The sequence below is a fragment of the Leptospira terpstrae serovar Hualin str. LT 11-33 = ATCC 700639 genome (genome assembly GCF_000332495.1).
Taxonomy (GTDB): domain Bacteria; phylum Spirochaetota; class Leptospiria; order Leptospirales; family Leptospiraceae; genus Leptospira_A; species Leptospira_A terpstrae.
Genome location: NZ_AOGW02000010.1, coordinates 81,998 through 95,323 on the forward strand (window position 1 = coordinate 81,998; position 13,326 = coordinate 95,323).

Consider the following 13,326-nt stretch of genomic DNA (forward strand, 5'->3'; position numbering starts at 1 on the left):
CTAAAACTAGAGAAGACCATACGAATCAAGCGATTTAATACAAATTGGATTTAATTTGATTTGGGTTTTGGATCCACTTCATAAATTGAAAGTGATTTGAAACCGGTTCGACCTTCTCTGTTGATCATGGCTATCGTTTCTGTGCAAATTCCTGGTTCAATATTGAAGATGAGTTGGTCAGAAATCTCTCGGCAAATATAAAGCCCACGTCCATGGCTGTCTTCTAATCCCTTCGGAAATCCGGTAGATTCATCAATACTAATATGTCGATCCAACCTGTGTAAAATTTCTTCCTTACGAAGAGAGCCAAACTGATCGCGAACGACAATAAAAATTGTACTTTCTGTGGCACCGTAACCAATTAAAAAATAATCGTCTGGCATGAGCTGGATGTTGTCGAGAGGAACTACCATGTCATGGCTCGGGATTTCGAATTGGTATTTGTATTCTCCTTCTTGAGTGCGAGGAGCTCGAATCATAGCGTTTGAAGTTAGTTCTTCTAACACTTGTTGGATGGCTTTAGGAGCTCCTAATTGGATCAGGTTTTTTGATATTTTTCCACAAAGTATGGACCGGTCTTGGTCTGATTTGATTTGTTTGTATATGATTCCGTTTGTGGGAGCTTCTTCAAACTCACTATTTATATTTTCGTTATAAACTTTAAAATCATTGGTAAAGTATTTTTCAATCCCAAAGATATCATTGGAAAGAAGTTTTTCTACCATTACCTCAATAAGGTGGATATCCAAAAAGCTGTATTTGGGAATGATATTCCAAATCTGAAGGTCTTTCGCATATTTAATGTATTCGTTAATATTGTAAGCCGTCATCAAAGCATACAATACATGAGGAAATTCTTTTTGGATCAGTTTTACTAAATCAATGCCTGATTTTCCTGGCAGGCGGATATCTGTAATGGTTAAATCTATCTTTTCGTTGGTGAGATACCAGACTGCTTCTTCGAAATGTTCAGCACCAAAAACATTAAATTTTGTGCTAAGTAAATCCATAATTGCTTCTCGAATGGAGTGGATGTCTTCAACAATTAAGATTGATTTTTTCATGGATTTTGCTCCGTGATATCGTTCGTGAGAGGAAAGGAAATGGTGAAACGAGTTTTTCGTTCTATGGACTTCACTGAAATATTTCCATCATGTTCTTTCACTATCGAATGGCAGATGGATAGGCCAAGACCTGTTCCTGTTCCTGATTTATTACTCGTAAAAAATGGATCAAAAATCTTTTGGATGATGGCATCTGGAATCCCACCCGCATTGTCTTCGACAATGATATGTAACCAGTTTTTAGTTTTTCTAAGTTCGATTGAGATTTCGCCTGGCCTATAGTCAAAGGCTTGCAATGAGTTGCGAAATAAATTCATAAACAGACGTTCCATTTTCCCTGGATGAAAAGGAAATTGGTATTCATGATCGCAGGAGATTCGCCAAACAATGTTTTTACTTAAGTGAGGATAAAGACGAATGACGGTATCTTTGGCTCGGTTGATAGTTTCCACTATATCTCCGAGTGTCACTTTGACTTTATCTGTTTTTGCAAACGAAATGATATCAGAAACAATAATAGCAGCTCTTGAGATATCGTTTTTGATCATATCCAATCGTTTTTCGATTTGTTCTGGCGGTTGGTTTTGCCAGTTGGCTTTTAAATTTTGAAGAGTAAGACTAATTCCCGTTAGTGGGTTATTTAACTCGTGAGCAATACCTGAAATTAAAATTCCTAGTGAAGCTAGGTTACGCATCCGAAATGATTCTTCTTCTTTATCTCTTTGTTTGGTGACATCAGAAATTTTTTCCACCATCCAAAATAGATCTTCTTGTTTGGGGTAAGGATAAAATTCGAGTAGCAGAGTTTGTTTTTTATCTTCTGAACGAAAAAAAATTTCTCTAGTGATTGGAGTGGAATATGTCTGGTTTTTGTCTTTGGCCTTGACGTTGATTTTTGGACAATAAGGGCAAATGTCACTACGTTGGTACAATACTTCGTAACATTTGCGATCTAATAATTCATCGTATTTATTGTTTTTGGCAAATAGGATAGTTGCCAAATTTGCCCTTTGGATATTGAAGTCTGAGTCAATGAGGACTAGAGGGTCTTGGACCACATCATAAATTGCTTCTAGTTCCCGAGCTTTTTCTGCAACTTTCTCAACAGAGGCAGAATCGCTACTTTGTGAATTCTCAGGCAAAATCAATACCCCAATGACTGGTTCAATTGTTTGAACATGGATTTTTGATTTTTATTACCACCTGTTTTTTGTAAGGCGGAAATGGATGCCAACTGGCTATGAAAATCTAAAAGGAATTTGATATAAAAATTTTTTTTAAAATCGTTACGTTCCTCTTTGGTATCGTCATTACGAAGAGAGGAAAGTGGAAAACTATCACTACCATCAATTCCTGAAAAACTAATGACCATATCATTTAATGAAGCATCGAGAGGGGTAGTATCCGTGATTTTTGTTTTTGTTTTTTGTTCGATTTCTGTATCTTCAGTAACCACTAGGACTTCCACTTTAGAAAGAACCGATCCATTGAATTCGAGAAGGATGGATTTTTCTTCAGAGTGTTTGATTCGGTTTTTGTTTTGCGGGTCTGGATCTACTTTGTATTTACGGATCCGAATTCCTGTCCGATTAGGATAGGTTCCTATAAAACTAATTGTAGTGTTTGCAGGTAAGGAAGTTAGGTGTTCGTAGGTAAGAAGTTCCCTAGCTTTAGCGATTTCTCGGTAAAGGCTAAGGATTTCCTTATCGAACCTACTTTCTTTTTCGGAAATCTCAGGCTCGGCGAAAAGGCTGAGATTTAGCGAGAAAAAACTAAGGAGTAGTAGGAGCCGGTACTTCGGAAGGTGTTCCATCAGTTTCTACCGGAGCTTCTAAACTAGGTTCCACATCAGGAACCAAAACTTCGTCTTTTTTAGCAAAAACAAAAGAAAGAGCCAAAGAAAGAACGATGAATAGAATCGCTGCGACTCTTGTTGTTTTTGTCATCACATCAGCAGTGGAGGCACCGAATACCGATTGGCTCGCGGTAGACCCACCTAACATTCCTGCACTTCCGCCTTTTCCTGTTTGGATCATGACGAGAAGGATAAGAAAGAGTGAAAGTAGAATAAAAAGTGTGAGGATGGTTCCTGCAAAAAATCCCATAATGTTTCCTTATTTCAAAAGTCCTAAAAATGATTCTAATTTTTGACTGGCTCCTCCCACGAGGCCACCGTCTATGTTTGGTTTGGTGAGTAGATCTTTGATATTATCCGGTTTTACCGAACCACCGTAGAGAATTTGAATTTTCTCAGAGATCGCACTGGCACCTACAAATAAATTTCCAATTTCCTTGCGGATAAAGGCATGGGCTTCTTCCGCTTCTACGGGAGTTGCTACCTTACCTGTTCCTATGGCCCAAACTGGTTCATAAGCGATTACCAGGTTGGCAAATAGATCACTCGTAATGTCTTTGAGTCCCTTTCTGATTTGGTCTTCTAAGACAGAGAATGTATTTCCTTTTTCACGTTCTGCCCAGGTTTCCCCCACGCAGTAAACCACTCGAAGTCCTGCTTTTAAAAAGTAGGAAATTTTTGCCTGATCAAACTCTGAAGTTTCGCCGAGGAATTGGCGTCTTTCGGAGTGACCCACAAGAACTGTTGTGATTCCCAGCTCTGCAAGTTGCACGGGAGAGATTTCTCCCGTCATCGCTGTGAGTCCAGATTGGTAAGCGTTTTGCGCTCCCACAATGAGTTTAGATCCTTTGGCGATTGACGCAACGGATTCCAAGTGAAGAGCACTTGGGAAAATCATCACTTCGTGAGCTGAAGTTTGGCTTGCAGAAACCAGTCCCTGGGCGATGGCCACTGCCTCTGCCAAAGTGAGGTTCATTTTCCAATTCCCTGCAATGATTTTCTTTCTCATTTTATTTTCCTTCCTTAGGGAGTAAACATTCCACACCCGGAAGAGCACGTCCTTCTAAAAATTCTAGGGAAGCACCACCACCTGTAGAAATATGTGTGATTTTATCGGCGACTCCCGCTTTGTTCACAGCAGCAATGGAATCCCCACCACCCACAACCGTTTTGGCTTTGGATTTACTGATGGCTTTGGCAATTTCTATGGTTCCTTTGGAGAATTTATCCATTTCAAATACACCCATGGGGCCATTCCAGAGAATGGTCTTGGCTTCTTTGATTGCCTTTACATAGTTATCAATGGTTTTCGGCCCGATGTCCATTCCCATCCATCCGTCTAAAATTCCCATTTTATCTACGGACTTGGTTTTGGCATTGGGATCAAAGGCATCCGCAATGATATGGTCTACGGGAATTTGCAGGTCAACACCTTGGATTCCGGCGCGGTCAATCAGTTGAAAGGCTTGGGATTCAAACTCAGGTTCTACTAGAGATTTTCCTACGGGAACTGCTCTGGATTTGAGGAAGGTATAGGCCATTCCTCCCCCAATGAGAAGGTGGTCTACTTTCTCGAGAAGGTTTTTTAAAATTGCAAATTTGGAACTGACTTTGGAACCACCAACGATTGCCACAAAAGGGCGTTCTGGTTTTACCAGAAGTCCACTTAAGACTTCAATTTCTTTCCGCATCAAAAGTCCTGCAAATGCGGGAAGTAGGTGTGCCACACCTTCTGTGGAGGCATGGGCACGGTGAGCCGTTCCAAAGGCATCGTTCACATAAACATCAGCTAGTTTGGCCAGCTCTTTGCAGAATCCGGCCTCATTTTCCTCTTCTTCTTTGTGGAAACGAAGGTTTTCTAAAAGTAAGATTTCTCCTTCCCCCAGTTCATTCGTCAATTTCACCACACTCGAGCCAATCACAGATTCCGAAAAACTGACTTTCGTTTTGACAAGTGTCGTAAGAACATCAAACACCGGTTTCATGGAGTATTTGGCCTCAGGTCCACCTTTTGGGCGACCTAAGTGGCTTCCTAGAACGAGTTTCGCTCCTTTGGAAATCAGAAGTTCCAAAGTGGGTAGGGTTTTTTCAATCCGAGTTTTGTCCGTTGCTTTCCCATTTTCCACGGGGACATTGAAGTCCACACGAACAAAGACTCGTTTTCCTTTTAGATTTTGTTCTTCAAGAAGAGGTAATTTCATCTTAGCCTTTTTTTGCCATGTAACGTACGAGGTCGAGCACTCGGTTCGAGTATCCCATTTCATTGTCATACCAAGATACTAACTTGAAAAAGGTGGAGCTAAGTTCAATACAAGCATCCGCGTCAAAGATAGAAGAACGAATGTCTCCAAGGAAGTCGTTAGAAACTACCATATCTTCTGTGTAACCAAGGATTCCTTTCATGGAACCTTCACTGGCTTCTTTCATTTTCTTTTTGATTTCGGCAAGGCTTGTTGGCTTTTCTGTGCGTACTGTTAAGTCCACAACAGACACGTCTGGAGTCGGAACTCGGAAACTCATACCAGTCAGTTTTCCGTTCACTTCAGGAATACAAAGTCCTACTGCTTTGGCAGCTCCCGTAGATGCCGGGATGATGTTTTGTGCGGCACCGCGTCCACCACGGAAGTCTTTTTTAGAAGGTCCGTCAACAGTGGGTTGGGTGGCTGTCATCGCATGGATGGTCGTCATGAGTCCTTCTACGATTCCAAAGTTGTCAAGAACCACTTTAGTGATCGGTGCCAGGCAGTTTGTTGTACAAGAAGCGTTAGAGACTACGTTGTCTTTTGCAGAATCATATTTTTCATGATTCACACCCATTACAAAAGTAGGGATGTCTTTGTCTTTGGCAGGAGCGGAGATGACCACTTTTTTTGCACCCGCTTTGATGTGTTTTTCAGCACCCACACGGTCAGTAAAAAGACCAGTAGATTCAATCACAAAGTCCACTCCGAGTTCTTTCCACGGAAGTTTTTCTGGGTCTCTTTCTGAGAAAGTTTTTACTTTTTTGCCATCGATAATGATTTCATTGTCTGTGTGAGATACTTCACCGTCAAAACGACCATGAGTAGAGTCATATTTGAATAAATAAGAAAGGTTGTCCGGTGTAACTAGATCGTTGATTGCAACGAATTCTAAATTGGGATCTTTGATTCCGGAACGAAGCACCAGTCGTCCGATGCGACCAAAACCATTGATTGCGATTTTTACCATGAGTTTCTCCTAAAAGGCTCGTATCTAGAGATGAAACGATTTTTTAATTACAGAATTTCGAATTCGGGGTCTCTGTCACTCATTTTAAGATCGAAAGTTGCGTAGAAGCCTTAAGAAATTGGGAAATTCGGGGGGCTATGTGAATCAATCCCAGGTGGGTTTTCCGTCCAATAGGGCATACCAGATGATCAAAAAAGATATAAAAGGCGAGCTAAACCGAGCAAGGGTAGAACAAAAGATTCTGGCCCAGGTGTCCTCACATCCAGCGGTTCGCTCGGGAGAGATTCTAACTCTTTCCTCTTTCATTACTGCCTCTGTAGCAGAACTTCTAGAAATCGAAAGAGTAGGTGTCTGGTTATTTAATGAAAGAAAAGACGAACTTCATAATGTTGATACTTATTTTTTATCTAAGGAAAAACACGAATCTGGCGCCATTTTGAAGGAAATTGAATTTAGAGAAGAATTTAAATATTTAGTTACAGAAAAATATGTCGATGCCAGTGATCCCTATACGGATCCAAGGACCAGAGGATTTATTGAATTCTATTTAAAACCAAATAACATTACTTCCATGTTAGACGGTGTAATTCGTATGGGAGAGGAACTCATCGGAACAGTTTGTTTCGAACATGTGGGGAAATCGCATATTTGGACAGAAGATGAAATTATTTTTTCTAGCCAATTGGGTGATCAAATTGCACTGACTATCAGTAACTTAAGAAAAAATATAATCTATGAAGAATTAAGAGCTCGAGAAAAAGAACTAAAAGAACTGAATGAAAGTTTAGAGAGACAAGTAGAGGAAAGAACAAGGAAATTACAAAGTTCAAATGATGAATTGGAAGTTGCAATTGATAGATTAAAAAAAACTCAAACTCAATTAATTTTATCTGAAAAAATGGCAAGTCTTGGGCAATTAGTTGCAGGTATTGCTCATGAAATCAATAACCCCATTGCTGCCATTCATGCTTCGACACATACTTTAAAAGAGGCACTTTTCGAATCGGATTTGTCATTGTTTCAAAAGGAACTTCGGGGAGTCATTCCTTCGATTCAGAAACAAAAATTATTCCTCAATTGTTTGGAAGTTTTGAAATCTAGGGTAGAACTGGTAACTGGAAAAGAGAGGATTCGTCGACGTAAAGAAATTGAAGGATGGCTTATTGCAAAAAAAATACCAAAAGCTTTTTCAAATCACTTAATTGATTCTGGTTTTGATTTGAATGTATTGGAAGAATTTGAAATCTTGTTTCAGGATTCTGATGTATTTTCCGTTGTATCTTTGTTAGCTGAGGAGATAACTGTTTATCAGTCATTAAGTATTATTCAATTGGCCGTAGAACGAGCGAGTAAAATGACTTTTGCATTAAAAAATTTCTCACGTTTTGAAACTTCCACATGTGCAGTTAAATTGAATTTGTTGGAAAACATTGAAACTGTAATCACTTTATACCAAAACCAATTCAAAAAGAATGTTACTTTGATCCGTGAATACGAATCTCTCCCCATAATAGAAGGTTATCCAGAAGAGTTATTGCATGTATGGACTAACCTAATCTATAACGGACTACAAGCTATGCTTTTTCAAGGAGTGTTAACGATTCGAACTGAATCATTGGATTCAATGGTTCGGGTTACAGTCGAAGACAATGGGCCTGGAATTTCCGAGGAAGTGAAGGATCGAATTTTTGAACCTTTTTTCACAACCAAACCATCTGGAGAAGGAAGTGGTTTGGGACTAGATATTTGTAGAAAAATCGTGGAACGACATAATGGAAAAATTCATTTTGAATCCGAACCGGGAAAAACAAAGTTTTTTGTTTATTTGCCGCATTAGTTTTTTCTCCCTAATAAATGTTTGTTTTTGTCATACAAACCTACTAATAGTTTGTCTCCGTTTTGGTTTTTTTCCATAAAACGTATCCCCGCAAACTTAGCTTCTGCATAGAGGTCAGCATCTCCCTCTTGGAAAAAATAGGACTCGGCACCAATTTTCAGATCATATTCACTTCGATAGTATTGTAAACAGAATTCGGAAACTTTCAGGTCAGTGAAAGATGATTGTAATCGAACAGGCACGAACAGTTCTTCTTCAATTCGAAAGACAAGACATCCGCGTCTCGGCGCTTTTACATTCTCTTCTTTTTCCAGGAATGTCCAATCATAATTAAGAATCATATAGTCCCCTTGCATTAAGGACCTAGGGTCTTTGGGTAATAGTGGTAAAAAAATCAAATGACCTTCAGCACGGATTTTCTCTTTTTTTAAGACAGCCTGAGTAAGAAAACCAAATAACAATAGTAAGTTTACAAGAAGTATAAGAGTTGTTTTTTCTTTCATCTTTTTTTACCCAGGGGAGAGAATCGAAGACAAACATAAGTTACAAAAAAGAGTAAGGAGGAAGTTAACATCATCTTAGATTTTTCTAGGAGAGAAGTGTCTAAGTCGTAATAAAAACCAAAATAAAATAGAATTAAAAAACACCATGCTAAATAAGATAGGAAATGGTAACCCCTTGCAAAGGCAATGAGGAGGAGAAAAAAAGATGCCATGATTCCGGGTGTTTCCAGAGTCGGAAAAAAAATAAGTCCAAAAAAAAGAATCACAGATACAATGGTAAGGGAATTTGTTTTTGTATCTAATTCCGTATAAAAGAGAACACAGCCGGCAATAAAGATGATTATGGATTGGATTTCCGAAATTTCTGGCGTCTGTTTGAATTCTGGGAAAAAAGAAAACCCAGCCAAACACAAAAGCGAAACACTAAGAGAATAGGGAAGACTTTCAAATTTTTCTGGTAATCTTTTAGGTAGAGTATAAAAATACAATAAAGACAAACAAACTGTTGTTAGTAAAGGAGTGAATAGTAAAATTTTGTATTCAAAAAGTAAAACTCCCGAAAATACAAAGACCAAAATGGGTGATAAAAATCTCTGGATGGGGTTGGAAAAGAATAAAAAGAAAACCAACTGAAAACTAACGATGGTCCAGAGAAACGATGTATCTTCCGGCTTAAAAACTTTATATACTCCGAAAAGAAATAAAACAAATCCTTGGTTTAGGAAGGAAAAGAGGACAGGCCTAGAACTTTCTTTTTTATCTTCATTGGGAACAAAGGTAAGGATAGATACTAAGATTATGATGAGAAGACCTAAAAATAAATCTAAATATTCATAATTTAAGAGTCCAAGTACAGCCAAAAAGAGTAAAAAAAATCCTCCAGCAAGGAGTGATCCAAAAAAACTTAAGAGTTCTATATACCAAACGGATTTCATTAGTATCCTTCTTCGATGGATTTTGGCTTTCGTAGGTTTTGTAAATGCGAAACCGCCCAAATTGTATAACCTATGATGAATAGTCCAAACTGTAGAAAACTAACTCCTGAACTATAAGCCCAAATTTGAAAGATGTCAGAGGATTTTAGGATCACTTGACTGAGACCAAAAAGTAAAATAAAACTTAGGTTCATCAATCGAAATCGAAACCATCGATAATAGGAATAGAAAACGCTATAAAGAACGAGAGGTAGTAAAATTTGACAAAATAAATAAGAATGGCCAGATTCTATTTCCTTATGATTTCTAAACAAATTTAAGTTTGCTAAAAGAAGAAAACCTAAAGACAGGAAAAGCCCAAGACCAGAAAGAAACGATTTAATTTTCGGAGAATATCGATCGATTTGGTACCAATCAAAAACGATTATAATTCCACCAAAGACAAATGAGGTGATTGCAAATATGATAAAATTTGAATGATTTGTTGAAACCTGCTCTGTGTACAAATAAACTGTAGCGGAACTAAGAACCATCCATAGGGCGACCACCACTCCTCTTCGAGAAACTGGAAGTAACAAGAGAGATAAAACGGACCAACCTAAAAATAGATCATACACATCGGCTCCTGTTTGGTATATCTGTCCAAACACAAGAAGAGCCGACCCAGTGAGAAAAAAAATAAGGGTAAGACCAATTTCAAAATAAAATTTTTTTTTTCGGAATAGAATGGTTAACGCATACGAAAGCAGGATTAAAAAACAAACGAGTCCTAGTTTTGAAAATCGATCGAGTAAGTTCCAATTGAAAGCAACAAGGAAAAAAATTCCAAAAAGAAAGAGTGCAGTTCCAATCCAAAGTAAAGAGTCTTCAAAAAACTGAACCCAATCCTCTAAACTTTTTTTTACCATAAGGTCGCTATTACTTGGCTTTCTTGGATCACACCTAAGGTTCTTGAATCTACTCCGAGTTCTCTGTTGTCAGCTAACAAAAAAAACGATTTTTCTGGAACCGTAAGTTTTGGCATATCATCTGATTCTGTTTTCCCCTGGGGAATAAGGGGAATGTCATTTGAAGCAGATTCAGGAAAACTTGTGGGGTCGAGAAGGGTACCATTGCGAAAGACCATACGCTTTTGCACATAAATACTGTCTCCTGGTTTCCCTACTATCCTTGCAATCAATACGGACTGGGGATCGAGCGGAGAACGAACCAATACAACATCACCAATTCCTAAGTTTTTGGATCGAAACAAACGGTTGAAGTAGGCGGTGGATCCATTTTTTAATGTGGGTTCCATAAACTGGTTTGGAATGTGAACAGGAGTAATGATATAGTATTTGACCAAAATGGCTGATATTAGTCCTACAAATAGCGGAACAAAAAATGCGTATAATCTGGTTTTGAAGGGAACTTTGTTTTTTGATTTAGACATGGAAATAGTTAATCTCTCTTCGTAGACTTTCTGATAGTTGGTTCATGGTTTGAGAACTCGATTTGGTTCCTTCACTGGACATAGCAGTGGTTTGTGCGTGGTTGTTGATTTCTGCCATGGACCTCGAAATTTCGAGCATCGCCATTTTTTGTTCGTCCGTGGCTTCCTTGATCATTTCGGAAAGTTCACGAATTTGAGTGACACCTTCGTTGACTTCCTCGTTGGTTTCAATTTGTTTTCGTACGACAGAACGAATTTCTTTTGTCATTTGGTTGATCGAGTTTACTCCCGCAATGGTTTCACTTAAAATCACAATGGACTGGTCAATTTTTTCCTGGCCTTGTTGAATCTCACCTTCGTTTTGTTTGATGAGCTCTTCAATATCATCAATTGACTTTGCAGTTTTATCTGCAAGTTTAGAAATTTCGTCTGCAACAACGGCAAATCCTCTTCCGCTGGCTCCAGCTCTCGCGGCTTCGATGGCAGCATTCAGTGCGAGTAAATTGATTTGTTCTGAAATATTATGAATGATTTCAACAACATTTGTCATCTCAGAAGAAGACTGGAAAATTTTATCCATGGAAAGTTTCATCTCTCCGAGTGACTTCTCACCTAACTTGGCATCGTTTGTGATTTCTTCTACCCTTACATCAGCAATTTGGAATTTTTTGTCAATTTCAGAGACGGCCCCGTTAAGTTCAGTCATCTTTTTCATGAGGGAAACCAGAGTAAAAGATTGTGTTTCTGTTCTTTGGGCGACACTTTCAATTCCTGCTGTAATTTCCTCAACAGAAGCAGAAATTTCTTCACTACTTGCAGCTTGGTTTTGTGCGGCATCGGAAAGTGATAACATGGATTCATAAATTTCAGAACTAGTGTTGGTGAGTTCATTGGAAACAGTTTGTGTTTGATTTACAATTTGTCGTAACTTAGTTTGAAAATCGTACATGGCGTTTGCCATACTTCCTATTTCATCGCGGCTAGAGTCATAAAAATCAGACTGTAAGTTTCCTTTGACCATTTCTGAGATTCTTATTTTAATTCTTTCTAACGGCTGCAATTTGGATTCGATTACGAGGACTGTTACGATTCCAATGAGTAAAACAACTACAATGGAAATTCCTAGAGTGGTGAAAAGGCTTGTCAGTGTTTTTTCATATAATTCAGCATTTTCGAAAATACAATAGATAATGTAATTAAACTCAGGGTTTTTAACATAAAAAATTCTTTTTAAGGTTCCATCCTCTGTGGAGTCGACAAATCCAAGTGCTTCATCTTTTTGAAAGGGAACATCAAAAACTAACTTTGTTTTGGCGTTATTTCCAATTTCTTTTTTATTGGTATAGTATACAATGGTGCCATCACCGTCAAAAAACCCGACTTTCCCCGATGTTCCAATTTTAATATTTCCTAATATAAAACTAGAGAGTTTGCCAATATTTAAAAAACCACCAACATAACCTAAAAATTGATCATTTTGGTAAACTGGGAGTGTATAGGGAGATACTATATCTCCCGAAATACGAGAACGAATGCTTGTATGGCGAAGTGGTCCTTGTCTTGCAAGTTCTACATCTTCTATATAAAATATGGAACCTGTTTTGGAACGATCGTATTCATTCGTGGACACAAAAATTCCTTCTTCCGGTTTGTAATAGAAGAGAGCTTCCACGGCATGGTTTGTACTTTTTAACTGGATTTCATTTAAGACCGTGCGGATCCCTTGGAGGTCTTTACGAACGATTTGATCTTTTAGTTTGTTTTCTGCAAAGATCGAAAGAGTGAGTCTATCACGGAAATCTACAAGAGTGACCCGCATCAAAGACTCGGAATCCATCGCGGCTTGTTCCATACTAGAATGGACTAAGTCCAACTCTTGTTTGAAATTCATTCGGTAGTTAACGATAAATAATACAAGGATTGCCGCAAAAAAGGAAAGCACCGTTTGGAATCCCAAATTTCTGGCAAGTTTTCTTGTATTGATTCTTTTGGTATGATCATTTCTGATTGAAAGAAGAATTCCTTTGATATTGAATTTGTTTTCTACATGATCGATGAATATTGACTGGAAGATGACAGTAAAAGCAAGAGTTAAAAAGAGGCCAATTGCCATTTCACTCATAAGAACAAAGTTTTTGGATTTTAAGTAGAAGAGTAGCGCGCCAATCACAAATAAAAAACCAATGGCATAACGAATGATCATATCGATGATTGCCACTTTTCCCAAATGGTCTAACCAAAAATAAGCCAGTTTATGATCTCGTTTTGTGACTTCTGGTCTTCCAATCCGAGAGACGGGTGCAAATCGAATCCAATAAAAGGTAATACAAAAACCGAGTATAAAGAAAACTGCAATAGAAGTGGAAATTAGAATAGTTTGAAATTCTTCTCCCGACCATTCTGTGAAAAAATAAATATAACCGAGGAGAGTGGGGACACCGATTCCGTAATTAAAACCTTCAAGACCAAAAATTATAAATTTGATCATTT

Annotated in this window: 13 protein-coding genes; 1 reads left to right on the top strand and 12 read right to left on the bottom strand. The window is 38.2% G+C overall.

What is annotated here, in order from left to right; all coding sequences use genetic code 11:
• Positions 1-50: 50 nt before the first annotated feature.
• The 7 genes from LEP1GSC203_RS08810 to gap are packed head-to-tail and all read right to left on the bottom strand — an operon-like array spanning position 51 to position 6,129.
• Positions 51-1,064 (bottom strand): response regulator transcription factor, encoded by a 1,014-nt coding sequence (locus tag LEP1GSC203_RS08810; RefSeq protein WP_002974077.1) that lies wholly within the window; start codon positions 1,062-1,064, stop codon positions 51-53.
• On the bottom strand, positions 1,061-2,206 hold the full coding sequence (locus LEP1GSC203_RS08815) for an LIC_12097 family sensor histidine kinase (RefSeq protein ID WP_002973700.1): 1,146 nt from the start codon (positions 2,204-2,206) through the stop codon (positions 1,061-1,063). Before LEP1GSC203_RS08815 ends, LEP1GSC203_RS08810 begins: the two co-directional genes overlap by 4 nt.
• A 2-nt stretch (positions 2,207-2,208) precedes the next feature.
• Positions 2,209-2,877: an LIC_12096 family protein gene (locus tag LEP1GSC203_RS08820; protein WP_002974312.1), complete on the bottom strand. Its 669-nt coding sequence runs from the start codon at positions 2,875-2,877 to the stop codon at positions 2,209-2,211.
• Entirely contained in the window at positions 2,837-3,169 is a 333-nt protein-coding gene (secG, locus tag LEP1GSC203_RS08825; RefSeq protein ID WP_002974121.1) for a preprotein translocase subunit SecG, read from the bottom strand. The genes LEP1GSC203_RS08820 and secG overlap by 41 nt, the downstream gene beginning before the upstream one ends.
• A gap of 9 nt (positions 3,170-3,178) precedes the next feature.
• Positions 3,179-3,928 (bottom strand): triose-phosphate isomerase, encoded by a 750-nt coding sequence (tpiA, locus tag LEP1GSC203_RS08830; protein WP_002974535.1) that lies wholly within the window; start codon positions 3,926-3,928, stop codon positions 3,179-3,181.
• A 1-nt stretch (position 3,929) separates the two neighbouring features.
• Complete coding sequence (locus LEP1GSC203_RS08835; RefSeq protein ID WP_002974405.1) at positions 3,930-5,120, bottom strand: phosphoglycerate kinase; 1,191 nt, start codon at positions 5,118-5,120, stop codon at positions 3,930-3,932.
• A 1-nt stretch (position 5,121) separates the two neighbouring features.
• Positions 5,122-6,129 carry a type I glyceraldehyde-3-phosphate dehydrogenase gene (gap, locus tag LEP1GSC203_RS08840; RefSeq protein ID WP_002973650.1) on the bottom strand — a complete coding sequence of 336 codons (1,008 nt, stop codon included), beginning with the start codon at positions 6,127-6,129 and terminating at the stop codon, positions 5,122-5,124.
• Positions 6,130-6,268: 139 nt separating this feature from the next.
• Between gap and LEP1GSC203_RS08845 the strand changes: the two genes are divergently transcribed.
• Complete coding sequence (locus LEP1GSC203_RS08845) at positions 6,269-7,966, top strand: GAF domain-containing sensor histidine kinase (RefSeq protein ID WP_232225852.1); 1,698 nt, start codon at positions 6,269-6,271, stop codon at positions 7,964-7,966.
• Here the strand turns inward: LEP1GSC203_RS08845 and LEP1GSC203_RS08850 are convergent.
• The 5 genes from LEP1GSC203_RS08850 to LEP1GSC203_RS08870 are packed head-to-tail and all read right to left on the bottom strand — an operon-like array spanning position 7,963 to position 13,324.
• A complete protein-coding gene (locus LEP1GSC203_RS08850) occupies positions 7,963-8,469 on the bottom strand; it encodes a GDYXXLXY domain-containing protein (protein ID WP_002973634.1) in 507 nt (168 codons plus the stop codon). The two genes, LEP1GSC203_RS08845 and LEP1GSC203_RS08850, sit on opposite strands and share 4 nt — an antisense overlap.
• Positions 8,466-9,404: a DUF4401 domain-containing protein gene (locus LEP1GSC203_RS08855; protein ID WP_002973911.1), complete on the bottom strand. Its 939-nt coding sequence runs from the start codon at positions 9,402-9,404 to the stop codon at positions 8,466-8,468. The genes LEP1GSC203_RS08850 and LEP1GSC203_RS08855 overlap by 4 nt, the downstream gene beginning before the upstream one ends.
• The gene (locus LEP1GSC203_RS08860) at positions 9,404-10,312 is read right to left on the bottom strand and encodes a DUF2157 domain-containing protein (RefSeq protein ID WP_002973778.1); all 909 of its coding nucleotides are present in this window, start codon (positions 10,310-10,312) and stop codon (positions 9,404-9,406) included. Before LEP1GSC203_RS08860 ends, LEP1GSC203_RS08855 begins: the two co-directional genes overlap by 1 nt.
• The gene (lepB, locus tag LEP1GSC203_RS08865) at positions 10,306-10,836 is read right to left on the bottom strand and encodes a signal peptidase I (protein WP_002973989.1); all 531 of its coding nucleotides are present in this window, start codon (positions 10,834-10,836) and stop codon (positions 10,306-10,308) included. Before lepB ends, LEP1GSC203_RS08860 begins: the two co-directional genes overlap by 7 nt.
• Positions 10,829-13,324, bottom strand: coding sequence for a methyl-accepting chemotaxis protein (locus tag LEP1GSC203_RS08870; RefSeq protein ID WP_039937649.1), 2,496 nt, complete (start codon positions 13,322-13,324; stop codon positions 10,829-10,831). Before LEP1GSC203_RS08870 ends, lepB begins: the two co-directional genes overlap by 8 nt.
• Positions 13,325-13,326 lie beyond the last annotated feature (2 nt).

What these genes read in the sequence shown, in the direction of transcription:
- LEP1GSC203_RS08835 (WP_002974405.1), bottom strand. Translation starts at nt 5,120, where the DNA reads ATGAAATTACCTCTTCTTGAAGAACAAAATCTAAAAGGAAAACGAGTC.
- secG (WP_002974121.1), bottom strand. Translation starts at nt 3,169, where the DNA reads ATGGGATTTTTTGCAGGAACCATCCTCACACTTTTTATTCTACTTTCA.
- gap (WP_002973650.1), bottom strand. Translation starts at nt 6,129, where the DNA reads ATGGTAAAAATCGCAATCAATGGTTTTGGTCGCATCGGACGACTGGTG.
- LEP1GSC203_RS08870 (WP_039937649.1), bottom strand. Translation starts at nt 13,324, where the DNA reads ATGATCAAATTTATAATTTTTGGTCTTGAAGGTTTTAATTACGGAATC.
- LEP1GSC203_RS08855 (WP_002973911.1), bottom strand. Translation starts at nt 9,404, where the DNA reads ATGAAATCCGTTTGGTATATAGAACTCTTAAGTTTTTTTGGATCACTC.
- LEP1GSC203_RS08820 (WP_002974312.1), bottom strand. Translation starts at nt 2,877, where the DNA reads ATGGAACACCTTCCGAAGTACCGGCTCCTACTACTCCTTAGTTTTTTC.
- tpiA (WP_002974535.1), bottom strand. Translation starts at nt 3,928, where the DNA reads ATGAGAAAGAAAATCATTGCAGGGAATTGGAAAATGAACCTCACTTTG.
- lepB (WP_002973989.1), bottom strand. Translation starts at nt 10,836, where the DNA reads ATGTCTAAATCAAAAAACAAAGTTCCCTTCAAAACCAGATTATACGCA.
- LEP1GSC203_RS08860 (WP_002973778.1), bottom strand. Translation starts at nt 10,312, where the DNA reads ATGGTAAAAAAAAGTTTAGAGGATTGGGTTCAGTTTTTTGAAGACTCT.
- LEP1GSC203_RS08850 (WP_002973634.1), bottom strand. Translation starts at nt 8,469, where the DNA reads ATGAAAGAAAAAACAACTCTTATACTTCTTGTAAACTTACTATTGTTA.
- LEP1GSC203_RS08810 (WP_002974077.1), bottom strand. Translation starts at nt 1,064, where the DNA reads ATGAAAAAATCAATCTTAATTGTTGAAGACATCCACTCCATTCGAGAA.